We start from the raw sequence: 25,443 nt of genomic DNA on the forward strand, positions 1-25,443 counted from the left end.
GGTTATGAATCATTCCAACTCTCCCACTTTAGGATGATCTAAAAAAGACATCTCTATTTAGGAGTTCCTTTATTATTATGAAAATTCGTTTAATCACTCATCCTATAAATAAAATAAAACAGGTGGTTCTCGAATTCATCCATAACAACCATATTATTAACTGGACGCCCTTACAAAAAAGCGCACTGATGCTTGTACTCGCCTGCGCAATGAATTTCAGTTGGATTTTATGGAAAGGCTATATTTTAATAACGCCCAGTATTTGGCAATGGGCAAACTTGCCTTTAGTAGAGTCGCAGCTCTGGCTAAATTTATTGACTTTATTTTTATTAGCATTACTGATTATTCCGTGTTATCGCTACAAAGACCAACAGTGGGCACAAAGAATTGTTCCTCTCATTAGCGTACAAGTCTTTATGCTCATGCTGTGCCATGATGGATATTTAATTGGTAGCATCAGCCCTGCCACAATGGTCGGTTATGTCGGTACCATTGGTGTAGGTCTGGTTTTATTTGAAAGAAAAATTGTTTATAGCGCTTTTATACCAGCAACAATTATTTTAGCCGTATGTACGTATTTAAGTATGAATGGCGTTATAACCTACGCTCCACTATTTAACTTCACGGCAATCCGACATGCTCAAACCAATCCTTTTTGGTTAGGAAGTATGCTGTTTTTTATTATGCCGATTTTAGTCGCCTGTTTTATTTTATTTGAAATATTGCTGACCCAATGGCGCCAACGAGAAACTTATATTCAACGTTTAAGCCAGATCGACCCATTAACCAATGTATTAAATAGACGTAGTTTAAATACCCATCTGGAAGCACTTCACGAACAACAATTCGATTATGCTTTAGTACTTCTCGACATAGATCATTTTAAAAAAATTAATGATGTATATGGACATCATCAGGGCGATCAAGTCCTGATTAAAATTGCTCAATGCTTGTCTGAGAACTTACGTAATGAAGACATTATTGGTCGATTTGGTGGAGAGGAATTTATTTTAGTACTCCCGCATACTGATATTACTCAAGCGGAAAAAATTGCAGAGCGTTGCCGACTTGCCTTACAAGAGTTATCTATTTCCAACAATCAAAATATCCAGATTCATGTAAGTGCAAGCTTTGGAATTAGCTGTTCCGCTTTTGCAAATGATCCCTACCTTGTCATTCGGCAGGCAGATGAAGCGCTTTATGCGGTAAAAGCTTCAGGACGCAATCAAGTGCGCACTTTTCACCAATTACCACATATAGAGTCAATTTAACTATTTAGCCTTCGATAAACTTGCAAGCTGTTGCAACAGCTCTTGCTGACTAAATGCACCTGTTAAACGCAAAGAACGAATTTCTTGTTGATGCTCATTTAAAAACAGATAAGTCGGTGGCCCAAGAATATTCCACTGCTTGAGTAGAGCCTCATGTGACTGATCATAATGACTCAAATCAAGCTTAATGAGATAGTACTGCGTAAGAGCTGACTGAACTTCTGGTGCTTTTAAAATACGATGCTCAATAGGCTGGCAAGCCACACACCAGTCTGCATAGACATCAACCACAATAGCCCGATCAGTAGGGGCTGCTGCTAAAATCTTCTGAAAGTCTGCTGCTGTTGTCGCAACATGCCATTCAGCCATGTGCTCGGAACTTTGCAAACTGCGATTTTGAATATGCTGGTACTGGTTATAGGCAACAAACGGAGTAACCAATAAAAGTAGGAGTGCATAGAGCCACTGTAACTGCCCTTTTTTCCAAAAGAACTGATAAAGTGCGTAGGCAATAAAAGCCAGCCCTAGCAATAAACTAAGCACTTGCATGCCCCAATCTGGCAATAAAGGGCGAATAAAATAAAGACTTAATCCCAACATCAGAAAAGCAAAAATCACTTTAATCTGATGCATCCAGTCGCCTGCTTTAGGTAAAAATCTTGCACCTAAAACACTCGCGATGAGTAAAGGAATTCCCATTCCAAAGCCTAGACAAAATAAAAGCAAAGCACCTTGCCATTGGTTTTGAGTTTGAGAAATAAATAATAAAGTTCCAGCCAAAGGTGCGGTCATACATGGACCAACCAAGAGCGCAGAAACCACGCCCATAACACCCGCACCAACCAAAGTACCGCCTTGTTGCATAGACTGAATACGATCAAGTCGATTTAACCATGTTTGCGGTAAACGAAGCTCAAACAATCCAAACAGATTCAATGCAAAAACTACAAACAGTAAACTAAACGCGATAAGCGTAGCAGGCTGTTGTAGCCAACGTTGGAAATTTAGCCCTGCTGAAGAAGCGATTAAACCTAGACCCGCATAAACCAATGCCATACTACATACAAAGGTAAGCGCAATCGTCCACGCTTTTAAGCCTTTATGCTCCCGAATAATTAATGAAGTTAAAATCGGCAACATGGGTAAAGAGCATGGTGTAAATGCGAGCAACATGCCTAAGCCTAAAAATAATAAAACACCATACCAAAGCGAGTGTTCAATTAATTTCGCCGACCAAATCTGGTCTTCTGCAATTTGTGGAGTAGTCGCATCTGCTTTAGTTTCTGAACTTGTTTGATTAGTTAGAGTTTCTTGAGACGATGCTTGTGTATTTGCCAAATCTAATAAGCGTTTCGGTGCTGTCCCTGCTTGGTTTTGCACACCAACCAATCCGTCTGCATCGGTTTGAAACTCGATGGTTTGGGGTGGATAACAAATACGGTCTTTGGCACAGCCCTGCCAAGTTACAGTGTAGTGCTCTGAAGGCTTGGTTTTAATCTGGAAATTGATTTGATGATAATAAACCTGACTTTGCCCATAGTTCTCATCATATTGAGAAACTGCCTTAGGCAAATTCAAAGTTAAAGGTTGAGTACCCTGTTGTACGGTAAATTTATGCTGATACAAATAATAGTTCGGCTGAATCTGCCACGATAATTTCGCAGTATGCGATTGTGGCGACTCAACCGAAAATGAAAAAGCCTGTTCTGGTGAAAGTAGCTTATCTTCTGCAAAAACAAACTGACTAAATACCAACGTAGCCGCAGCTAGAAAATAAATAATTCCCTGAGAAAAAAGCTTTTTCATTAACATCTATTCAAGTTAGTTTTATCAGAATAAGAATGCCATACCCAAGCCACCGCGGTAGCCTTTATATTGACCATCTAGATCTACTCCAACACTTGCATCAAGCTGAGTACGCTTATTAACTGCATAAACTAAACCTGTGCCTAGGCTATATTGATAGTCTTCGCTTTCAGCTTTACGATATACAAACTCAGAATAACCAGAAAGTTTGCCGGCAATTTTATAGTTGATGGTTGGAATAGCAGTCACAGCCCAGTTGCTGTTTTGCACTTCGTAACGCATGGTAATTGCTGTATTGATCAAATCATTATATTGATAAGCCACTGCCGAACTTAAACTATAAATATCGTCATGTGCAGTAAATTCATCATTACCTGTTGCAATAAGCGCTTGAGCCAATACAGCCATTGTTAAATTTTCATCATTTAAATCAATCGCTTTTTTTAAGCCGATGCTTACATCACCTAAACCAGAGGTATCTGTCTTTTTACCTGCGCGTTTAGTTTGAGTCCAAGCCGGACCTTGCCAACCTAATTGTAATTCTAGGTCCTTAGCCAAACCTGTACGGAATAACATATCTCCATTGACGGTTACGGTCTTTTCTCTCACACCATCAACATTTGATTCTGTATAAGTTGCACTTGGTAAGCCTTGTTCCCAAGCTAACTGCCCTACTGGAGTGATGCCTGTTCCAAAGCCTGAACCAGGACGGTCAAACGAGAACTCAGCAGCAAAAGTACTTCCTGCGGCAACAGTGGTCAGAGCAAAAGTTAAAATTTGAAATGTTCTCATTCTATTATCCAATCAAGTAGTTAGTTCTTTTGACATTTTTGCCCCATGATGGCGCAACAATTCTAATGTTTCACGCTCTTCTTGAAGCGCTTCTGACCAATCTATTTCATCAAAATCACAATCAAAGAACAACTGGCTGATTGAAGATAAAATGGTAAGTCCTTCTTCATCACGTGTATTTGGGTCAACTTTTTCATCAAGTAAACGTTGAACCGCTGGTGCGCATGCCGAACTTGCCGCATCCCATAGTGGGCCATAAAATTCTTCTGCATCCCAAAGATGAACATTTGCTTTAGCTTGGATTAAGGCATCAAGGATATCGAGATAAACTTGTAATGCATCTTGCTTTTCTTGTTTTGATAAAGGAGTACCCGCTTCATAAGCTTCTGAAACGTCTTCCCACCATTTAAAAATTCCATCACAGATAATTGACACGGGTGGCCCTTGTTCCGGATCAATGAAATTCGGATCAAGCCCCTCAGCAAGTAATTTTTGTACTTGCGTAAGTTCTAATTCTTCTATGGCTTGAATTAAAGCCTGCTGCTGGGTGGTTAACATGACCATCTCTCAAAAATATATTAGGGCTATTATGCCTAATCTCTGATAAAGATTTTAGAGGTCAATGCTATTGCATTGCAAACCAAAAGTTGTGAAGAGTTTTTATTCTTGTTTTTAATATTCCATAAAAAAAGCCCCGAAGGGCTTTTTAGCTATTTTTAAGCTTCATCATCAATGAATTCAGGTTGACCACCTCTCGGGTGTTCCTTTTTCTCAAACGTATGTTCAAGGCTGCGTTTTAGTTTTTCAATCGCGCCATGAATTGAAGCATCAATATTTCCTGCTTTATGGTGCACTGCAACTGGTTTTAAACCAGCAGGACGGGCTTCAATCATACAGTGGATATCTTTGTCACCACCTTTGTCCCCATTTTCATCACTAAAATGAACCGAAAAATGCGTAATACGTTCGCTATGACGTTGGAATTCTTGAGTAAGTTCTGCACGTACATAAGTAATTAAACGTTCACTATTATGGATGTTTTTATCTGTGCGGATTTCAATATTCATAAATACCATCCTCTCTTTCTTACTGTGGATCTTTTCTATGCAAAACTTTTTTATGTTGGCATGTTTTAAGCATGCATGAACTGACTTCAATTGTACATTTTGATGGTGTAATGGTTTGTTATCTCCTGACTTAAACGTACTGCTTTTAATTTATTTTGAAGATCTTCATATCTTCAATATCAGTCCATCTATAAAAATATGCAAGCTGATTTTTTAAATTTTTATGAAAAATTGAACAAAAGGAGAGCAATTGTGACCGAATCTTATCTATATGGAGCAGAACTCATTGAGCAGATTCAGAAGTCTCCTTATTCACGTGATTTAATCGGTTATCACGGACAGCCTCCAGAGGTGAAATGGCCCAACAATGCTAAGGTTGCAGTGCAATTTGTCCTGAATTATGAAGAAGGTGGCGAAAAGCATATCGAGCATGGCGATGAGGGTTCTGAACAGTTTTTATCAGAGATTATTGGTGCTGCAAGCTATCCAGCCAAGCATATGTCGATGGACTCTATGTACGAATATGGTTCACGTGCTGGTTTTTGGCGCATTCATAGTGAGTTCCAACGGCGCAAGCTCCCAATGACCATTTTTGGCGTTGCCATGGCATTGGCGCGCAACCCTTATATTGTCGAAGCGATTAAAGAAGCTGATTATGATGTGGTTTCTCATGGCTACCGATGGCTTCACTATCAAGACACTGACATTGAAGTCGAAAAACAGCACATGAAACAAGCTTTATCTGTTTTAGAAAACTTGTTTAAAAATAAAATTATAGGCTGGTACACCGGACGCGATAGTCCTAATACCCGTCAGTTACTCGCAGAGTTTCCGCAAATACAATACGACTCAGATTATTATGGCGATGATCTACCCTTTTGGACGACCCTTACCAATGAGGCAGGTTCATCCCGTCCGCATTTAATTATTCCTTATACCCTCGAATGTAACGATATGAAGTTCTGCTCACCGGGTGGATTTAATAGCTCTGAACAGTTTTTTCAATATTTAAAAGATAGTTTTGATGTGTTGTATGCAGAAGGTGAAACTGCACCAAAAATGATGTCGATTGGAATGCATTGCCGTATTTTGGGGCATCCGGGTCGTTTTAAAGCTTTACAAAGGTTTCTCGACTATATTGAAATGCACGATCGTGTCTGGGTCTGTCGCCGTCAGGATATTGCAGAGTATTGGTATAAAAATCACATAACTCGATAGTTGATTATTCATTTTGCAAATTCATTAGCGAAATATTAACCACTTTTGGCACTGTTATTGCTAAAACTCTATATCACTATATTGAGTTTAGGAATGACAGTGTTTTTAGCCGAGTTTAACCAAGCCCCACCCGATCAACTCAAGACTCTGTTAAATAACTGCGTCCATATTCCAGCTTGGGCCGAAAAAATTATCTCAGAACGCCCCTACTCATCAACGTCTGTTCTTTTAGGATATGCGGAACAATTGAGCCACACATGGTCATGGGAAGAGATTGAAAATGCTTTAGCAACTCATCCAAAAATTGGTGAACGGCAAGCAAAAAAACAGCTGAATGCAAAAGAACAAAATTTTTCAGCTCAAGAGCAAGCTGGCATTTCCTTAGATGAGCAAACACAACAAGCTCTGCTACAAGGCAATCTCGATTATGAAGAGAAGTTTGGCTTCATTTTTTTAATTAAAGCCGCCGGCCTTAGTAGCGATGAGATTTTAAAAAAACTTAATCAACGTCTTCAAAACAACTTAGCTATAGAAAAAGTCATTGTACATGAGCAACTCGCAGCAATTGCTCTATTACGTCTATCTCAGGAAATACAAGCATGATCAGCACTCATATTTTAGATACAAATTTAGGTAAACCCGCTGCAGAAGTCGAAGTGAAGTTATTTCATGCAGCAACTCATGAACTGATTGCAACCGCAACCACCAATAAAGATGGTCGAGTAAGTGATTTTGGTATCAAAGATTTAACTGAAGGGCCATATCAACTTGAATTTGAAATTGCGCCTTATTTTTCATCAAAGCAAGTCAAAACTTTTTTCCCGCGTGTTTGCATTCAATTTTTTATAGAAGACATCAAGCAGCACTATCACATTCCACTACTCATTAGCCCGTTTGCTTACTCTACTTATCGTGGTAGCTAACTGAATTAAAATAGGAGAAAAATATGAATGATCGACAAAAGAATGCGATTTCTCCAGAGCATGAATATTTAGGAATCTCGAAAAGTTTTGCTTACGGTTTACAGCATGTGCTGACCATGTATGGTGGCATTGTGGCTCCGCCGCTTATTATTGGAACTGCTGCTGGTTTAAGCTCGGCACAAGTCGGAATGCTCATTGCAGCAGCCCTATTTGTAGGTGGATTGGCAACACTCATACAAACCATAGGAACCAAATATCTAGGCGCAAAACTACCTTTAGTTCAGGGGGTGTCTTTTGCTGGCGTGGCAACCATGGTCGCCATTATTACCACGGGCGGTGGCCTGCCTGCGGTTTATGGGGCGGTCATTGTAGCCTCTCTAGTTGGACTTTGCCTTGCACCTTACTTTTCAAAAATCATTCGTTTTTTTCCCCCTGTTGTGACGGGATGCGTCATCACGATTATTGGGCTATCTCTGTTACCCGTTGCGATTCGCTGGATGATGGGTGGCAACGATAAAGCATCCAACTGGGGAAGCGTAGAAAATATTTCTTTGGCTTTACTCACCTTAGGCATTGTGATTATTTTAAACATGCTGCCACAAGCTAGCATTCGTCGTTTATCTATATTATTAGCGATCGTGGCTGGCACCATACTAGCCTACTTCATGGGCTTCGGCGATTTTAGTCAGGTCAGCTCAGGTACATGGCTGCAATTTCCACATTTCTTTGCATTTGGTTTGCCTACCTTTGAACTGAGTGCCATTTTATCAATGCTCATCGTCACCTTGGTGATTATGACGGAAACTACAGCCGATATTATTGCTGTAGGAGACATTGTAGGAACCGATGTCGATTCTAAACGTATCGCCAATGGTGTTCGTGCAGATATGTTCTCAAGTGCTGTTGCACCTATCTTTGGTTCGTTCATGCAAAGTGCTTTTGCCCAAAATGTTGGGTTGGTTGCCATTACAGGCATCAAAAGCCGTTTTGTCGTTGCGGCAGGTGGTGTCATTCTGATTATTTTGGGGCTATTGCCTGTTATGGGGCGTCTAATTGCAGCAATTCCTATGCCTGTACTTGGTGGTGCAGGTCTGGTCTTATTTGGGTCAGTTGCAGCGAGCGGAATTCGCACTTTAGCAAAAATAAATTATAACGATCAGAAAAATTTGATTATTGTCGCGACTGCTTTATCGGCAGGAATGATCCCCATTATTAACCATGAGTTTTATGCACATTTTCCAGTTTGGGTACAAACTTTGTTCCATTCAGGTATTAGCTCGACTTGTATCTTTGCTATCTTATTGAATTTATTATTTAATCATTTACCTTCATTTCGTAGCTCATCGACCCCTCATTTGAGCCAAACCATAAATACTAGAAATACACATTAATAGATTAGTTTTTAGCGCCCCACTTCGGTGGGCCTTTTTTTAACCGTTGATCAAATTTGGCTTCATTTTTGCTTAAGACCCTGTATCCTTAGCGTGCTTTATTTGGGGGGAGATCATTTAAATGCAATTAAAGCAACTTGCGGCGACTTGTGCCTTGTTATCTGCAACTGCCATGGTTCAGGCAAAACCAATTTGGCAAGATTTTAGTGTGACTGGACTTTATGGTGAAAACTATGAAGTTGTAGACAACAAAGAAACTACGATTACTTTGGAATATGCTGCAAAAGTTAAATATGCTGATGTGTTTTTCTTCATGGACCGTATGCGCGGTGAAGACGATCATAAAAGTACATATTTTGAGTTATCACCACGTTTAAGCTTGGGCGAAGTATCTGGCAAAAAATTGGCTTATGGCCCAATTAAAGATGTGCTCATTAGTACCACTTGGGAAAGTAACAGCGAAAACGGCAATAACTTTGATAACTTCTTATATGGTTTTGCTGTTGATTTAGATATTCCATATTTTAAATATGCGAATTTAAACTTCTACCGTGCAAATAATGAGAAAACTGACGACGATTATCAAATGACTTTCGTTTATGGTATTCCATTTAACATTGCATCGGAAGAATTCTTAGTTGATGGCTTCCTAGATTGGTCAACTGCTGAAGGTGACCATGCCAGCGAGTTAAACTGGACAACTCAGTGGAAATGGAATGTAGGTAAACACATTTCTCCTGACACACGTCTATACCTCGGTATTGAACACTCTGTATGGAATAATAAATTTGGTCTACAAGGCCGAGATGAAAATAACGTGAGTGCTTTGGTTAAATACCACTTCTAAAATTTTTATTTAGAAGCTTAAAACAGCAAGGAAAAAATCCTTGCTGTTTTTGTTTTAGTCGAGTGGATTACCCACAATATTACTAATAATCCCCTGCATAATATGTCCGCCTTGTTCACGGCGTAATTCTGCATACCAAGCTTGGGTCACAGTTTCATCTTTCATATGGGTTACATCACAACGTTTACGGGCACGAAGAACCAACTCATTGGCCCGTTCATTACGCTTGTTTTGATAACGACGTAAAGCGTCCTCTAGACCCAAAGTATTTATTTGCAAAGAACGCGCTAAATAAATCGCATCTTCCATGGCTTGGCAGCCACCTTGTCCAATATCAGGTGTGGTGCTGTGTGCAGCATCGCCTAAGATCACCACGCGACCCTTATAAAATTGGGCAAACGGTTCAATATCATGGATTTCTACCCGATTGGTCTTTTGTGGGTCTAAGCGTTCAATGAGTTGCTGTACAGGCTGGCACCAATCAGCAAAATATTGTTTTAAAAGTTTTTTATATTCATCCCGATTATTCTCTAAGCCTGCTGGCAAAGGCACATCTAAAAAGAAATAGAACTTACCATCTGCGACGGGCATCAGAGAGGCACGCTTACCTTCTCCGACATAAGTCGTCCATTGCTGAGCTGGCGCTAAATCTTCAGAAATCTCAACCAAACCATTCCAGTTTACATAACCAGCATAACGGCGCTGTACTTGCTGACCCAACACATAGGCACGAGTCATTGAATGAGTACCATCCGCCCCAATCAGTAAGTCAGCTTGTGTTGAACTGCCATCTGCAAAATGTACTTCGACATAATCAGTCTTGTCTTCAAGGCTCACCATTTTTTTGCCTAGATAAATCTGGTCTCGGCCAAACTCATCCATCAGCATATTTTGTAAATCGGCACGTGCAACCGGATATGGGCGCTGTCCTACTTCTTCAATTAATGGCAGTAAACTGAATTGTGTCATCACATCTCCAGTTAAACCATCGACATAGGCCAAGTCGTCCATTTGTCCGCCAAGTTTGGCGATTTTGTCAGTTAATCCGAGATAGTTCAGACATTTCACACCATTTGACCACAACGAAATAGCAGCGCCGACTGGAAGAATCTTTTCAGTTTGCTCAAAAATACGAACTTGGTGACCAAATTTTTTTAATGCAATGCCTGTGGTTAGACCTCCCATTCCCGCACCAATAATCACCACATTCATAACACTCTCCTATAGATATTCACCTATAGGGTGCTTATGCTAAAAACATGCCATCGTTCAAAATTTATTTAGCTTTTCCACAAAACTGGCATGCCCCATGCTTATATATTTAAGTATAAAACTCGTCTCAACGTGCTCTGTATGTTGATAGTTTTAAATGAAAAATCATGTTTTTAACAAGAAATACGGATACCCCATTATGGCAACTCTACACGCCCCAGCTTTTGAACTTCCTGAAATTTTGAATACCAAAACCAATTTGGCAGATGTCCGAATTGGTGCACAAGTCATTGAGTGTTCAGATGATTTCTTTGCAGAAGCAAAGCGTATGCTGCAATTTGAAGCACCTATTTTTGTTGAAGATAAATTTGATGACAACGGTAAATGGATGGACGGTTGGGAAACGCGCCGTAAGCGTCACGCGGGATATGACTGGTGTATTGTGAAGCTAGGAGTGAGTGGAAAAATCACCGCACTTGATATCGACACCAGCTTTTTTACAGGAAACTATCCAGCATCTGCCTCATTAGAAGCGTGTTATGCACCAAATGGAGACCTAACAGGTGCAAAATGGGAGAATGTTCTAGAAAATACTGAGCTAGGGCCAAGTCAACATCATATTTTTATGGTCAATAATGATGCACTTTTTACCCATATACGCCTCAATATTTTCCCAGATGGCGGTGTTGCTCGTTTGCGTGTTTATGGAGATGTTCACATTCAGGTGACTGATAGTGAGCAAACGCTTGATTTATTAGCACTTGAAAATGGTGGTCGCGTAATTGCCTATAGCGATGCGCACTTTGGACACCCACGTAATTTGATTAACCCTGGTCGTGGTATCAACATGGGCGATGGTTGGGAAACCAAACGCCGCCGCGCACCGGGTTATGACTGGTGTATTCTTGCGTTGGGTAAAAGCGGAAAAATTGAAAAGCTTGAAATTGATACCGCTCATTTTAAAGGGAACTTCCCTGCACAAGTATCTATACAAGCGGTTTACCTTGAAAATGCAACCGATGCACAGTTAATTCCACAAAGTATGTTCTGGTCTTATTTACTTGAAGCTCAACCGATGCAAATGGATCATATTCATGAATATGTGAGTGAGATTTTACAGCATGAAAAGATCTCTCATATTCGCATTAACATGATTCCAGACGGTGGTATTAGCCGTGTTCGTTTATGGGGGAAAATTGCTAAATCATGATCATGAATACTGTTCAAATTCAGCCCTTAACTATTGAAAACTTTCAGCCCTTCGGAGAAGTCATTTGTTGCGACGGGCATGACTTTTTTCATATTAATGATGCTCACACCGAGCGCTACCATGCGCTCGTTGAAACTGAAATTGAAGGTGAAGCAAAGGCAGGAATTAGTATTTTCCGTAATATTAAGGCCAGTGTGCTACCTCTGGAAATTTCAATGCTAGAGCGTCATCCGAAAGGCTCTCAGGCATTTATTCCATTACAGCAACAAAAGTTTTTAATTATTGTCGCACCCGCTTTAGATGAAAACACTCCCGATATTTCCAAGCTCTGTGCTTTCGTTTCAAATGGAAAGCAAAGTATCAATTATCGGGCAGGCACATGGCATCATCCTTTGCTTACCTTTGAAGCGCCGAGTGATTTTGCAGTAGTAGATCGCATCGGAAGTGGAGCAAATTGTGATGTTTTTCAGTTTCCACAATCTATAGAAATTGGGTTTTAAATAAAGAGTAATTTATACAGACTTGTCTGTTTTAAATTAATTATATAAATACATCGAATTATCTGTCGCTAAAATAAAAATCCCCGCCTATTGAGCGGGGATTTTTTTAATTTTATTTTAAACAGTGATATCGGCTAAGTTACCCTTCTGCTCAAGCCACTGCTTACGATCTGCGGAACGTTTTTTCGCAAGCAATTTGTCGAGTAAACCAGCTGTTAAATGTGCATCATCCAGATCAAGCTGTACTAAACGACGAGTGTTAGGATCCATGGTTGTTTCGCGAAGCTGAATCGCGTTCATCTCACCCAGCCCCTTGAATCGAGTAATTTGAGGATTCTTATTGCCTTTAACATTTTTCAAAATGGTTTCAAGTTCATCATCATCGAGTGCGTAATGGACATCTTTACCAATATCGATACGGAACAGTGGTGGCATTGCTACAAATAAATGACCTTCTTCCACCAATGCAGGAAAGTGCTTAACGAATAAGGCACAAAGCAAAGTCGCAATATGTAAACCGTCCGAGTCGGCATCGGCCAAAATACAGATTTTGCCATAGCGTAGTTCTGACAAATCATCACTACCCGGATCTACACCAATCGCAATCGCAATGTCGTGAACTTCTTGAGAAGCGAGTACTTCATCTGAAGAAACTTCCCATGTATTTAAGATTTTCCCACGAATTGGCATGATGGCCTGAAAGTTTTTATCACGCGCTTGCTTGGCACTACCGCCCGCAGAGTCACCTTCGACAATGAATAACTCACTTTCTTCACGCGTTTGACCAACACAGTCTGCCAATTTACCCGGTAAAGCTGGGCCAGAAACAATCTTTTTACGCTCGACTTTCTTGGCTGCTTTTAAACGACGACCTGCTTTAGAAATCGCCATTTCCGCCAGTTGCATAGCAATTTCAGCATGTTGGTTGAGCCAGAGCGCAAAGGCATCTTTAGCAATATTTAAAACAATATTTGATGCTTCACGACTCGAAAGACGCTCTTTGGTTTGACCTGAGAATTGTGGCTCTTGAAACTTGAGCGACAAGATATAGTTCACGCCATCCCAAACATCTTCTGCCGAAAGTTTAAGATTACGCGGTAACAAGTTACGCAATTCACAGAACTCACGTAACGCCTCAGTCACGCCTGAACGTAAACCGTTCACATGCGTACCGCCTTGTGCAGTTGGAATCAAGTTGACGTAACTTTCTTGAACCTGCTCACCGCCTTCTACATTCCAGCAAATCGCAAACTCACAGGCTGCGCGGTCTGCTTGTCCACTACTTACAAATGCAGGGTTTGGCAAAATTTCGCGGTCTTGTAATTCATCCATCAAATAATCGACGAGGCCATTTTCAAACTGCCATTCAATTTTTTCATCATTAATTTGATCGATATAAATAATTTTTAAACCAGCTGCTAAAACAGCTTTCGCTTTTAAATTATGTTTGAGTGCTTTTAACGCAAATTTTGGACTATCAAAATATTTAGCTTCAGGCCAAAAATGTACCGTTGTACCAGTCGCACGTTTTGGTGCTTTGCCTTCTAGCACTGCTAAAGGCGCAACAGGTTCACCTTGCTCAAAAGCCATCTGGTATAAATTACCCTGACGTTGAACTTCGACCTCAACACGTGTTGATAAAGCGTTTACAACTGAAATCCCCACACCATGCAAACCACCTGAAAACTGGTAGTTATCGGTACTGAATTTACCACCTGCGTGGAGCTTGGTTAAAATGATTTCGATACCACTTTGGCCATATTCAGGGTGAATATCGACTGGCATACCACGGCCATTATCTTCAACCGACAATGAACCATCTTTATAAACCGTGACACAGATTTTGTCGGCATGACCAGCTAATGCTTCATCGACAGCATTATCAATAACTTCTTGGGCTAAATGGTTAGGTCGAGTCGTATCGGTATACATTCCCGGACGACGACGAACAGGGTCTAAACCAGAAAGGACTTCAAGCGATTGAGCCGTATATTGTGTCACGTTGTACGTTTTCCTTATTTGATGGTGTGCGCAAAGAATTCGATCACTAACGGTAATTTTTCTTCAAAATCTTCCATGGCATGATTGCCATGAGCATCCGTCAAAATCAATGAGGATGGTGTTGCAGCACTATAATAGCGTTGTGCTTGACGATAATCCAAAATTTCGTCGCCTTGTTGCAGTAAGACGAGTATTTTGTCGGCATTTTCAGGTTGTTTCAGTTCCAGTTGTTCTAACTGTCGTAACTGAACATGATCAATTGACCATTGATCATTCACCTTATAAGGCATACTTTCAACTTGGAAGAGCTCATCAAACAGCTTCCATGGTTGCATAGCAGGGTTAATCAGTACAGCCGGAACATTATATTTCGCGACAAAATATGTCGCAAAAAACCCGCCAAGGCTACTGCCGACTAAAGCCACATCTTGTAAAGACTCGATCAGCTCTGAAACTTGCGCTACAACCTGATCTGGAGATCTATTTAAATCTGGCAAATGTACATTTATGCCCAATTCGCTACAATATTGCTTAAGGCTCAGCCCTTTAATCGAAGAAGAGCTGCTCTTAAAGCCATGGAGGTAGATAATATTCATATATTTTCCCTCTTAAATTGAGAATAAACTCACATTTTTGTTCTCAGTTTGTATATAAAAACACTATTGTCAGACAAGAAAAACGATTCAACTTACCATTCATCAGTATTTTAAAAACATGTGTTATTTAAACTACTAAGATGGAAACGTTAGCTGCCGTTGATAAAAAGTACAGCTTAAAACGTCGGTTATAACGTAAATGGGGAAAAGATATGCCGAGCTTAACACCGTTACATGAAACTTATTGTAAATGGGATCGTACGCCACCGAGTCAGGCCGACGTACTAGAAGGTTTAGCTCAACTGTTCAGCACCAGCTTAAATGGTGTACATGAATTAATACAAGTCATTAATATTGAAGTATTAAAAAATGCTTTTGGTATTAGTGCCCAAAATGCAAAAAACTTTCAAAAACGACCATTTGTGCAAAAGCTATATCAATTTTCTTATGGCGCTTTACAAAAATATGGTAGCCATTTTTTAGCGCCAAGTTTACGTCACATAATTGAAAAATATCCCACACTTCACGAAAAACCACTCACCCCGAGCCAACATTTTTTGGTGGGCATTTTAAATGGAATTTTTGGAGACTATTTACTTAAACAACATAGTCCACTTGCCTTACCCATGGTGCTATACGACCACTACGGTGCAATCCAGCAAGGCGAACTTGCAGGCCGTATTGTGATTTTGGCTCATGGTCTATGTATGAACCACCTGACTTGGTCAAATGCACACTATGGCGGTATTGGTGAGCGTCTGCTCGCGCAGCGTGATCACAACACCATGCTGTATTTAAACTACAACACAGGTCGCCGCATTTCAGCCAATGGCCGTAGTTTTTCAAATTTATTAGAAGATTTGGTACAACGTAATCCAAGAATTACCAGTATTGATATCATTGGTCATAGTATGGGTGGGCTGGTTTCCCGTAGCGCGCTGTTTTACGGCAAACAGAATATGTACCAATGGATTCATATGGTCGAGAACTTAGTCTGTATTGGTTCTCCACACCATGGTGCAGTACTAGAGCGCTTTGGCTTTGCTATACAAGATAAGCTCGGGGCATTCCCATTTGTTGGGTTACTGGGTCAGTTAGTCAATATTCGTAGTAATGGCATTTTAGACCTACGCCACGGCAGCGTTCGTGACGATGACTGGGAATATATGGATGCCCGTATTGGCATGATGGATGACAACCGTGCTCCAGCTCCTCTACCTTCTCATATCAATACCTTTTTAGTGGCAGGAACACTCGAGTTTGAAAAGGTGCGTAATAAAGCGCTTACCGTGATTGGCGATTACTTAGTGAGTGTGAAAAGCGCACTTGGCGAACATCCAAATCCACGTTTTCAGCTTAAAGTTCCAGATTCACATAAAGCAGTTTTTTATGGCTTAAACCATTTTGAAATTCAGTATCACTCAAGTGTAGCCGAACAGATTACTCGCTGGTTATATCCTCATGTAAATGATTATGTGCAAGAAGGTATTCAAACCCATATTATTGATATGCCGAACTATACGCTCGAAGATTTAGAAGGAATTGTAGAGACGTAAATAGAACCCAATTTATGAATATAAAAACTATTTAAAATAATCTATCACTAATTTGTACCTGATCTTATCAACACATAAAATCAGGTATAAGTAATATTACTCACAATCAGATAGATCAAATCCTTTTTTCCCTAAATGTATTCCTTGTATTTTCCCATGTACAGCATCAAAAATTAAACTATTATTTTTCTGTAAATTATCAGTCACTATGTAAGTATAATCATTTTGTGAATCTCCAGCTCCATCACTTTTCATTTTTTTAATATTATAACCCTTATAGTTTTTGTATATATTTTCAACACCCATACCATTTCGTATATTTTTTGATGTGTATATACTTTTATTTTCACTTCCAATCAATACTTCAACCAACTTCTGATTATTAAGAGTATATGAAATACTATTATTAAAATCTGAAAACGTTGTACAGCTTCCCATTTGATCTTTTGCTATACCTTTTGACGAAAAATTAATATCAGAGTATTTATTATCAATAATATAAGATTTATCTTTTAAATTTATTGAGTTAAAGTCTAAATAATTTTTTCTATCCAAATTTACAGCACAATAACTGTGCATACTTATACAGCCAAATATAATGATAAATGTTAGTTTCATATCAAACGCTTATACTATCTAATTTATAAAGGTTAAAAACTTATGACTCTTGACATAGAGTTAAAGAATTAATATTACAAAAAAATCTAAATTATAATTCTGGAATTTCTTTAAAATAAACTTTTTCCTTATCAGTACAAACACCATAGAACATCCCAGAAAGATTATTTTTTGGATCTAGATCTTGCATATAGCTCTTACAATCAAGTAAAAGTTGCTTATTTTTCTTTATAAAAGTTAATTTTTGATATTGTCTAAAAGAATATCGATCATAGAAGTCATTAAGCACATACATATTACTTCTATAATTTTTTGATGGAATGTACTCAAAATTATCACCATCACCTATAGAATTATAATTTCCTAAAGTCTGAAATATCTTATTAGTTTCCATAACCAGCTTATTTTCATTATTAGTAATTACTTTCATTTGTGCCCAGCCTACTTCAACACCTTCCATAAAGATATTTTTATATATCACATAATATTTATCATCTTTTATTTTAATATAGAACTCATCGACAGGAGGTTCATATGCATGTAAAACATAACTCCCCTGATTCAATGTGTATTTCAGTTCTTTACATTTATTCTGAATAGTACAATACTTATACGAATAAAATGCAGCATTCGATATATTTGAGCACACTAAAAGGCTAAAGCTCAGAAAGATAAAGGAGGCAGTTTTCATTTATTAAACTCTATATTCAATATATTTTCAAAATTCTTATAAATAGTTGGTTATATTATAGGAAACTCTTATTAATTGCCAATTTAAACAAGATTAAAAAACACCCATTTAGATATTAGTAAAATCATTACTATTCAATTTAGAGAAGTACATGAAAGAAATTGTTGTTTTTGACTTAGATGGAACATTACTATCGGGTGACTCTACAAAGGCATGGTTAACAGATAAATTGAAATCTAATATTTTTAGATTTATCGCTGCACTTATTGTTACGCCCATCGCTTTACCTCTTATGAAATTTAAGAAATATAAATCTAAAGGTGCTTCATTGTATTTATGGATTGCAACGTATAGCTTGAACGAAGAAGAATTAGAATACAGCTTTAAAAATTTCTCTAAGAATATCAATGTAATTACTTCCGGTTCATTATATTGGTTTGAGCAAGGTATAGCCGAAGTTAAAGATCATTTAGACAATGGAAGAATTGTGTTTATTGCCACGGCTGCACCAGAAAAGTTAGCGAATGTTTTACTCGAGTCTATCAATCTAGATGTACGAATTATTGGTACTCCTCTACAAAACAAGCTGGGGGGATGGATAAGTGGGATACATTGCAGGTCAGAAGAAAAAGTAAGAAGATTGAATAAGCTTGATATCAAACAACCTTGGTTTGCAACATACAGTGATGACATTGAAGATGACTTACCTATTTTGATTGGCGCTAAACTGCCCTATTTAATTAACGGGGATAACAACAAAATTAAAAATATTAAAATCAACAATTTAAAAATATTAAATTGGGTTTAAAGTTATGATATAAATATAGTTTATATAACCATCTAACAACTAAATAAAAATGGTATAGGCTAACATAGGCACTTTTATCAATAAAAGTGCCTATATTACTCAAATCTTGCTAATAATCTTTATACTTATTTCTTAAATCCAACAAACCTTTACTATATATTTCTTCATTTTCAGTACATGAGGCTTGTAAATTCATATCTAGGTAGGTATAACGATGTAATAATTTTTCTTCATTATTATGCCCTCCCAAAATATTAAAATGAGCACCTTCATTTGAAAAACATTCAGTTACAATATTAGGGATTCCATTGCCTATCAAATCAACTCCTCTAATTTTATTATTTTTATATAGAATCTGATCCTTATTTAATTCAAAACCATAACCACGAACTAACTCCTTACTTCTTTTATTAATATTATAAAAATAATTAGGCTCATCTGTAACAAAAGCTAATTCTGAAACACAATCACTACTATCTTTTTTCAATATTGGATTCACAATATCATATTTAAATTTTTCGTCCTCTTTATAGATAATTACGATATCCTTATTAAGAGGTTTTTCACTTACTATACAACCCTCATCAGAATCTAATAATAAATAAATTTTATTATCTAAACTCTTTTTTATTTTTCTAATTTTTTCAGTAGATTCAATAAATTGGTTATTATTTACTTTCTTTATTTCAAAAGAATTTGCATAAGCTCCTTCAATCAGATATTGAATAGTACATACGTTTAAACCTAATAAACATACAAAAATTAATTTTTTATAAATCACTCGTATTTTCTCGCATCACTAATAAAATTAATATTTATAGCCATTCATAACTTTACTATATGAATTTTATCAAATTTCAACTTTCCAAGCTTTATTAGCAACTACTTTTCCATTTTTTACATTTAAAACAATATTGTAAGCTGCTGCACCACCATTATTAAAAGTATTTAAAATATAAATATTATTATTTAAATAATATATTTTAAAATCAGCAAGCTCGTTCCTGCCCCCATCGACACCATCTTTAGGGAAAAAATATTGCTCGAGCTCAATTCTACTGATTTCCATTCTGTTATCTTTTTCTTTAACAATAATTTTATCAAGTTGTAAAAAATTATTGTCAGGTAGACTACCATCTGTACCAAAGAATTTTTTATCATTAAAGTATTTATATTCATCTTTAAAAGTCTTATAAAGTTTAGGATCTGAAATAGCTTTTTTTGCATACACTTCTACTATTATATTCTTATCATTATAAACAGCTTTTTCTCTAGAATATTGAGATAGTTTAATAGAAGTATAACCACTAAAATTATTTATTCTATTTCTATAGACAAACCCTGTTACACCATTACTTGCATTAACTAAACAAAAATTATTAGTCTCTTCATCCATCACACAAGAAACAATTTCATTATTATTTAATTTGGTTGTAACTTTCGAACTTAAACTTGGATTTTCCCTTACATTCACATACCCATCTTTATCTTGAATAAAACCAAAATCAGCATATGAAGTCTCAATAAATCCAATCATGAAAGAGGTAAAAACTATAAATTTAAGATATTTAGTCATTCGATATTAACCTTTATTAATAAGAAAATATTCTCAATATTACCAATTACTTACAGGCATTAAAAAAATTATATTAATTTATTACTGCTTACAAAAATATATTTATATTAAAATATTTCTATTTTAAAAAAAATGAATACATATCATTATTTTCAATTTTCGAAACAATATTTTTATCACCCTTTCTCTTTTCAATAATATCTTTAATTAAAAAAGGTTTATTTTTATCAGGAATCAAGGAAAAAGAATATTGAATTGGAAACTTCTCATAATTAACTTTTCCAGTTGAAGTAAAATCTTCACTTACTTCTTGAAAGTCATATACTATTTGATAGGACTTATCATTTTTATTATACTTTATGGATGATAATTCTGTAAATTTCATTGAAGCATCATTTAAACTTCTTAATTTAACATTTATTGATAAAAATGATGGATTATATATTCCTAAACTTTTTTTATTAAATACATATATATCACTTTTAATTTTTTTTGAATTATTATTGGACACAGGATTTGTATAACTTTCAATTGTAAAAATAGAAATATTATTATCATTATAAATAATACTAGTACCAATTGCACCAACATCTGAAATAACAAATGGAAGCCTATACTGACTTTCCCCAAATAGAATTTTAGGTTGATAGCTTATAAAGTAATAATCCTTTCCTTTTATCTCATTATTATTATTCAAAACTGGATCTAGTAATAGTATAACTTCACCATATGGAACAGTAACGATATTTTTTTCAAATCTATATTTTTGCTGACATCAGTATATATAAAGGAAGAATTTAAAACACGCTGATATCCTAATTTGATATTTACTGGCTGATCTTGATTAGTTTCTATATTAAACTCAGCATTAGCAGCATTAGCCCAAGCTAATATACCAATTAAAAAAAATTTAAACATACAGTTTTCTCAGTTTACAAAAATATTAGTCTTTAAATTTATATCAGTTAATTGAACATGCTAGTCTCGTCTCTTTAAGATTATTATCTGTTGTATAATTAATTGCAAAATTTAAATTTATCAAATCTTCTCTTCTTAAGATTTTAGGAACTATATTCCAAACATTTTTACCATTAGTAACGAATGTCAAATTATATTCCGGAACTTTATTATTATTCGTATCAATTTGATATTCTATAAAAAATTCATCTTTTTTCTTACCAACAATATTATATATACGTGGCTCCTTTAATCCTTGATCACAAGCTTGATATATATAAATTTTGTCTTTTAAAACTTTAATTGTATTTTCATTACAATAACATCCTCCTGTTTCTAACTCTTTCATTATACCATTTGTATATTTAAATGGCTTTATTAGTTTTCCTTCTAAACTATCAAAGTCTAAATATAAATTTTTCAAATCTTTTATTTTAGAATAATTAAAATCACTTAGACATTTATAGTTTTCACTATTTTCTTCTTTCCCATTAAAATTACATTTTAAATTTCTGTTTTTCAACCAAGAACGTTGAGTATCAACAAGATACTTAACTTCATTTTTATTATCACTGATGTAGTCTTTTATATCGGAATATATATTATTCAGATCATGCTCACTATTAATATATATTTTTTCTCGTCTAACCGTTGTGGTTTATAATCCGCAGCATTTGAGTAGATACATACACTAAAGATTAATACAATATTATAAACTTTGGTTAAATCAGTTTTCACGATACTTACCTTTGATGAAACTAAAATTAAATAAATTAGTATTTTATAAAATAGAATCATACTATTTTAAAATTCTCATTCATACTTAGCCTTGATTTTACACCACATTAGTAATATTACTAACTAAATATTATTTTCTATTGATAAGTACCTTACTTATATTTCTTAAAATATTTATGATCATTTATATCAAAAACATAACATTCATTTTTAACATTTATATTATTATCTTTATATAAAAAAGTTGTTCCAGATAAACAAACTCTATTACTATTTTGACTAAATTTAATAGTAGGTGGTTCTGATGCTATTTCTTCTAATCGATCATTAACAAAATATCCTATAGATTGCTCAAGTGGGTATACCTTTTTAGTTTTAGGGTCTATTACAATAAAATATTTAACTTTTCTAGGTACCCCCTTTCCAGTATCTCTATCTTTTTTAAGGATTAAAGCAATTTTATTTTGAGCAAAATTCTCTTTTTTATTTAATGCATCATTGTAAAGTTTTAAATTTTCATTTGAACAAAAATCAATATATCCTTGTTCAAATTTGCATTGAGTAATACTTTCATGTGTAATAAATGTATATTCAATATTTTTATCATTAGTCTTAGAAAAAGTATAATTTGATGTGAGACTAACGATAAAAGATATGAGCAAAGCTTTTTTAATGCATTTCATCCTATATTTCTCAAAATAATTTATAATTAGTTCATTAGCTTCTAAAAAACTTCAATAAATAAAAAATATTATTGCTGCAAGATCTTAATCAAATTGGTATTATTATCATATTTTATATTCTTAATAAGTTTACATTTTCCTTTATTTTCTATCAAAAAATCAATAAACTCACCGTGTGTAGGTGTATCAAATTTAACCGTAACTATATTATCTGTTGCTTGTAGTATGCTAAATTTACCAATGTCATCTTGCGCATTACTTAAAATATTAAAATCTATATTACACACTCCATTTAAACTACGACTACACTCATAATCTTTTACTAACATATTCGTTAATTGGTTAGAAAAAAACCTAGAAATAGTTTTTCTATCAGCACTCTCAATAATTTTATTTCCATCTACAGGATAATTTTTATATAAGTTTGTGATTAAACTTTTTGAGTCTTCAAAACATTTCTCATCGTTACTTGCATTTGTAACACTAAAGAAAAAGGATAGAAAAATAAATGTAAATAATTTGTATTTCATAAATTATACCTAAGCTGATAGCCTATTTTACAAGAAAAAATTATAAAAAACTTCGCAACATTTTTATTTTTCATTTACATTTTTTTGAAACTAATAGGGAAAGCATTTGATATTTAAATATCTTCCTTGTGAAAAATACTTTGATATTTATGTAACAATAAAAAATATTACTAATTTTTCAAAAGGTTCATTAAAAATTTCTCTCTGTACCCCAACTATTGGGGTACAATCAAATTATATATTAGTCTAATTTAAGTCCTTTTTTTATTTTAAATTTTTCTTTAAAATTTTACCATTTTTATCTCTATAACTTATTATGCCTGAACTATCAATTGAGTAGTAATCTCCTATTTTTTCCACTTTTAAATCAGGCTTTATTTTTATTAAATAAAATTCAGAACTAGAACTTTCATCTGTATCAATATATTTTTCAGCAATAGAATAAAAGCTATCTTTGAATTGAGGAAGGAATCTAAATGTATTTACATTTAACGAATCCACTTTTGTGTCATTAAGTACATTTATAAAATCAGGAGATATTTTTTCTAATTCAGAGAAAGAATAAGCTCGATTATTAGAATTTTCAAGTTGCGTGCATTTCTTAGCTGAGTTTTTCTCGTTACATTTGGAGAAAAAATCTGAAGAAATTGGAGTTTTTAAATAAACTAATGACTTATTATTATTTTTTTGATTTATATTTTCTACAATACTAACCTTTACAAAAGCATCATCAATAATTTTAAAACATGCTTTTGAATTTAAATATGTATCTCTATAAGAGTATAAATCTCCAGCTACACACAATTCATCTTTTTCAACAGAATAATTAAAGTTAGCTTTAGTTTTACTTATTTGATAATTTAGAGGATAAACCACATAATTTTTTTGGTTTAATACAGCCAATCTATAATATTTACCATCCTCAATCTTTATTACAGAATAATCTTTGTTAAAATCTGGCTGCATACCAATATTATTTTCAAAAATTTTCAGTTTATCTTTTTTACAATAATAGTTATCTACATCATAATCAAAACCACAAGGCTCAACTTTAATAGTCTTCAGGTTTTTTGGCTCTACTGATTTAGCATTACAACCTACTGTAAGGCCTATTGCAGATAATAATACGTATATTAGTCTTTTCACTGTTCCTCTCACTTTTGATGTTGCTTATGTTATTTCAAAATTTTTTCAAAAATTTCTTTAACCATTTTTGTAGAACCCATATTTGCATGATTGGCCTTACTTTTATAAAAATATTTTGTTCAATCTGAAAGAAAACCATCATTCTCTTTAATAATTTTTAAGCTATTGACACCTTTTATATTTCAATTCAACATTTAAATTGCTTTACAAAGACAATCAAACTAATAATAAATCTACAAAATTTAAGAGTCAAAATAGTTAGCCTCTCAATATTAAATAGATAAAATTCTATAATTTATCTTTTAAATTATTTTAATTTTAAAAAGTTCATTAAACCATCTTTATGATTAATTTTATTTTAGGAGAAGACTAAACACCAAATTTTCAAATTCAAAAAATAAAAATAATAAAAAACAGTAAAAAGTTACTGTTTTTATCAATCATTTATTTTTTGAAATTTATATTTTATATTAATTTTTAATATTTTACTTTAATTTTAATATTTTTTCTTTATTACCATCTTTATAAATTAAATTATAGTTTTTATCGATTACTACATTTTTTTTTGCAGATATAGTTTTTTGTTCCACCACGCCAAAAGCATTGATAATAGAAATTTCTAACTGGGGGCCTTCATATTCATTGTCTTCAAAAGGAGAAACAATTATTTGTTTACTATCATCTGTTTCAGGTAATACAACGCTATCTCCATATGCTGGTGAAATAAACGAATAGTATTTAGTTAAATTAGATGATTTTACTAAGTTAACTTTAGAACAACTATTTGCTTCATTTGTCATGATGCATTTAAGATGATCATTGGAGTTATATGGTAAATATGTTAATTCTAAACCATGAATATTTTTGTCACTTTTCTTAACTTTTGAATTGTCTGCACATGCTGATACACTTAAACTCAAGGTTGCTAATAACCAACCTGTATAAAACACATACTTTTTAAACATATTAAATTCCTTTAAAACCATAAGGTAGAACAATTTTAAACGGTTTGGGCATTTTATCTCTTAACTCTTAAACCTTTTCGTGGCATGTATAGCTTTACCTGTATCAAGTATCATACCATTTTTCACTGCCTTGTTATGAAATTTATCTACCCAAGCTTTTCTATTCTTTTCATCTGAATAATATTTATTTATATATTTTAAATTCTCTCCAATAATTGATTTTTCCATTAATCCACTCTATAAAATAACTATTAACAAAATTTTTAATTTTTTCTTACATGTGACATACACATATTTTCAAAGCTCATATATCAATTCAGAATCTTTGGTCTAGTAATTTT

General features: G+C 34.8%; 26 protein-coding genes and 2 pseudogenes. 10 read left to right on the forward strand and 18 right to left on the reverse strand.

Features of this window, described 5'->3' with window-relative positions; translation table 11 throughout:
- Positions 1–77: 77 nt before the first annotated feature.
- On the forward strand, positions 78–1,271 hold the full coding sequence (locus tag AC056_RS12010; protein WP_139344651.1) for a sensor domain-containing diguanylate cyclase: 1,194 nt from the start codon (positions 78–80) through the stop codon (positions 1,269–1,271).
- Here the strand turns inward: AC056_RS12010 and dsbD are convergent, their stop codons facing one another.
- The 4 genes from dsbD to AC056_RS12030 all read right to left on the reverse strand — a co-directional run bounded on the left by dsbD (position 1,272) and on the right by AC056_RS12030 (position 4,936).
- The gene (dsbD, locus tag AC056_RS12015; protein WP_077163729.1) at positions 1,272–3,083 is read right to left on the reverse strand and encodes a protein-disulfide reductase DsbD; all 1,812 of its coding nucleotides are present in this window, start codon (positions 3,081–3,083) and stop codon (positions 1,272–1,274) included.
- 18 nt (positions 3,084–3,101) lie between these two features.
- On the reverse strand, positions 3,102–3,869 hold the full coding sequence (locus AC056_RS12020; protein ID WP_077163730.1) for a transporter: 768 nt from the start codon (positions 3,867–3,869) through the stop codon (positions 3,102–3,104).
- Between the two features lie 12 nt (positions 3,870–3,881).
- Positions 3,882–4,427, reverse strand: coding sequence for an ankyrin repeat domain-containing protein (locus AC056_RS12025; RefSeq protein WP_004704896.1), 546 nt, complete (start codon positions 4,425–4,427; stop codon positions 3,882–3,884).
- Between the two features lie 158 nt (positions 4,428–4,585).
- Positions 4,586–4,936, reverse strand: a complete 351-nt coding sequence (locus AC056_RS12030) for an HPF/RaiA family ribosome-associated protein (RefSeq protein ID WP_004704894.1) — start codon at positions 4,934–4,936, stop codon at positions 4,586–4,588.
- Positions 4,937–5,188: 252 nt separating this feature from the next.
- Between AC056_RS12030 and puuE the strand changes: the two genes are divergently transcribed.
- The 5 genes from puuE to AC056_RS12055 all read left to right on the forward strand — a co-directional run bounded on the left by puuE (position 5,189) and on the right by AC056_RS12055 (position 9,315).
- A complete protein-coding gene (gene puuE, locus AC056_RS12035; protein ID WP_039251945.1) occupies positions 5,189–6,154 on the forward strand; it encodes an allantoinase PuuE in 966 nt (321 codons plus the stop codon).
- A gap of 99 nt (positions 6,155–6,253) precedes the next feature.
- On the forward strand, positions 6,254–6,757 hold the full coding sequence (uraD, locus tag AC056_RS12040) for a 2-oxo-4-hydroxy-4-carboxy-5-ureidoimidazoline decarboxylase (protein WP_039251971.1): 504 nt from the start codon (positions 6,254–6,256) through the stop codon (positions 6,755–6,757).
- On the forward strand, positions 6,754–7,077 hold the full coding sequence (gene uraH, locus AC056_RS12045) for a hydroxyisourate hydrolase (protein WP_039251947.1): 324 nt from the start codon (positions 6,754–6,756) through the stop codon (positions 7,075–7,077). Before uraD ends, uraH begins: the two co-directional genes overlap by 4 nt.
- Positions 7,078–7,100: 23 nt before the next feature.
- A complete protein-coding gene (locus AC056_RS12050) occupies positions 7,101–8,468 on the forward strand; it encodes a nucleobase:cation symporter-2 family protein (protein ID WP_039251950.1) in 1,368 nt (455 codons plus the stop codon).
- A gap of 121 nt (positions 8,469–8,589) precedes the next feature.
- Positions 8,590–9,315, forward strand: coding sequence for an outer membrane protein OmpK (locus AC056_RS12055; RefSeq protein ID WP_004704884.1), 726 nt, complete (start codon positions 8,590–8,592; stop codon positions 9,313–9,315).
- A 54-nt stretch (positions 9,316–9,369) separates the two neighbouring features.
- Here the strand turns inward: AC056_RS12055 and hpxO are convergent, their stop codons facing one another.
- Positions 9,370–10,527, reverse strand: coding sequence for an FAD-dependent urate hydroxylase HpxO (gene hpxO / locus AC056_RS12060; protein ID WP_004704883.1), 1,158 nt, complete (start codon positions 10,525–10,527; stop codon positions 9,370–9,372).
- A 199-nt stretch (positions 10,528–10,726) separates the two neighbouring features.
- Here hpxO and alc point away from each other — a divergent pair, with 199 nt between their 5' ends.
- Together alc and AC056_RS12070 are read left to right on the forward strand one after the other, a co-directional pair.
- Positions 10,727–11,737 (forward strand): allantoicase, encoded by a 1,011-nt coding sequence (gene alc / locus AC056_RS12065; protein WP_077163733.1) that lies wholly within the window; start codon positions 10,727–10,729, stop codon positions 11,735–11,737.
- Positions 11,734–12,237 carry an ureidoglycolate lyase gene (locus AC056_RS12070; protein ID WP_077163734.1) on the forward strand — a complete coding sequence of 168 codons (504 nt, stop codon included), beginning with the start codon at positions 11,734–11,736 and terminating at the stop codon, positions 12,235–12,237. Before alc ends, AC056_RS12070 begins: the two co-directional genes overlap by 4 nt.
- Before the next feature lie 117 nt (positions 12,238–12,354).
- Here the strand turns inward: AC056_RS12070 and parE are convergent, their stop codons facing one another.
- Both parE and AC056_RS12080 read right to left on the reverse strand, forming a co-directional pair.
- Positions 12,355–14,238 carry a DNA topoisomerase IV subunit B gene (gene parE, locus AC056_RS12075; protein ID WP_004704878.1) on the reverse strand — a complete coding sequence of 628 codons (1,884 nt, stop codon included), beginning with the start codon at positions 14,236–14,238 and terminating at the stop codon, positions 12,355–12,357.
- 14 nt (positions 14,239–14,252) lie between these two features.
- On the reverse strand, positions 14,253–14,834 hold the full coding sequence (locus AC056_RS12080; RefSeq protein WP_077163735.1) for a YqiA/YcfP family alpha/beta fold hydrolase: 582 nt from the start codon (positions 14,832–14,834) through the stop codon (positions 14,253–14,255).
- Between the two features lie 212 nt (positions 14,835–15,046).
- On the opposite strand from AC056_RS12080, the gene AC056_RS12085 reads away from it, so the two are divergent.
- Positions 15,047–16,390 carry a hypothetical protein gene (locus tag AC056_RS12085; protein ID WP_039251962.1) on the forward strand — a complete coding sequence of 448 codons (1,344 nt, stop codon included), beginning with the start codon at positions 15,047–15,049 and terminating at the stop codon, positions 16,388–16,390.
- Between the two features lie 96 nt (positions 16,391–16,486).
- On the opposite strand, the gene AC056_RS12090 is transcribed toward AC056_RS12085, so the two are convergent.
- Positions 16,487–17,008, reverse strand: coding sequence for a hypothetical protein (locus AC056_RS12090; RefSeq protein ID WP_228144363.1), 522 nt, complete (start codon positions 17,006–17,008; stop codon positions 16,487–16,489).
- A gap of 91 nt (positions 17,009–17,099) precedes the next feature.
- Positions 17,100–17,699 (reverse strand): hypothetical protein, encoded by a 600-nt coding sequence (locus AC056_RS12095; RefSeq protein ID WP_077163736.1) that lies wholly within the window; start codon positions 17,697–17,699, stop codon positions 17,100–17,102.
- Between the two features lie 151 nt (positions 17,700–17,850).
- On the opposite strand from AC056_RS12095, the gene AC056_RS12100 reads away from it, so the two are divergent.
- A complete protein-coding gene (locus AC056_RS12100) occupies positions 17,851–18,507 on the forward strand; it encodes a haloacid dehalogenase-like hydrolase (RefSeq protein ID WP_077163737.1) in 657 nt (218 codons plus the stop codon).
- Positions 18,508–18,616: 109 nt separating this feature from the next.
- Here the strand turns inward: AC056_RS12100 and AC056_RS12105 are convergent, their stop codons facing one another.
- The 9 genes and pseudogenes from AC056_RS12105 to AC056_RS19590 form a co-directional block, all read right to left on the reverse strand.
- Positions 18,617–19,288, reverse strand: a complete 672-nt coding sequence (locus tag AC056_RS12105) for a hypothetical protein (protein ID WP_077163738.1) — start codon at positions 19,286–19,288, stop codon at positions 18,617–18,619.
- 69 nt (positions 19,289–19,357) lie between these two features.
- Positions 19,358–20,083, reverse strand: coding sequence for an SH3 domain-containing protein (locus tag AC056_RS12110; RefSeq protein WP_077163739.1), 726 nt, complete (start codon positions 20,081–20,083; stop codon positions 19,358–19,360).
- A 118-nt stretch (positions 20,084–20,201) separates the two neighbouring features.
- Positions 20,202–21,001 (reverse strand): annotated as a pseudogene (locus AC056_RS12115) (hypothetical protein).
- Between the two features lie 43 nt (positions 21,002–21,044).
- Positions 21,045–21,838, reverse strand: a pseudogene (locus AC056_RS12120) (lysozyme inhibitor LprI family protein).
- A 92-nt stretch (positions 21,839–21,930) separates the two neighbouring features.
- Positions 21,931–22,461, reverse strand: coding sequence for a hypothetical protein (locus AC056_RS12125; RefSeq protein WP_039255625.1), 531 nt, complete (start codon positions 22,459–22,461; stop codon positions 21,931–21,933).
- 68 nt (positions 22,462–22,529) lie between these two features.
- Positions 22,530–22,991: a hypothetical protein gene (locus tag AC056_RS12130; protein ID WP_039255623.1), complete on the reverse strand. Its 462-nt coding sequence runs from the start codon at positions 22,989–22,991 to the stop codon at positions 22,530–22,532.
- 264 nt (positions 22,992–23,255) lie between these two features.
- Entirely contained in the window at positions 23,256–24,137 is an 882-nt protein-coding gene (locus AC056_RS12135) for a hypothetical protein (protein ID WP_077163740.1), read from the reverse strand.
- Positions 24,138–24,622: 485 nt separating this feature from the next.
- Positions 24,623–25,102: a hypothetical protein gene (locus AC056_RS12140; RefSeq protein WP_039252357.1), complete on the reverse strand. Its 480-nt coding sequence runs from the start codon at positions 25,100–25,102 to the stop codon at positions 24,623–24,625.
- Positions 25,103–25,162: 60 nt separating this feature from the next.
- Complete coding sequence (locus AC056_RS19590) at positions 25,163–25,330, reverse strand: hypothetical protein (protein ID WP_167370371.1); 168 nt, start codon at positions 25,328–25,330, stop codon at positions 25,163–25,165.
- Positions 25,331–25,443: the final 113 nt, after the last annotated feature.

The organism is Acinetobacter genomosp. 33YU (assembly GCF_001990725.1).
Classification (GTDB): domain Bacteria; phylum Pseudomonadota; class Gammaproteobacteria; order Pseudomonadales; family Moraxellaceae; genus Acinetobacter; species Acinetobacter seifertii.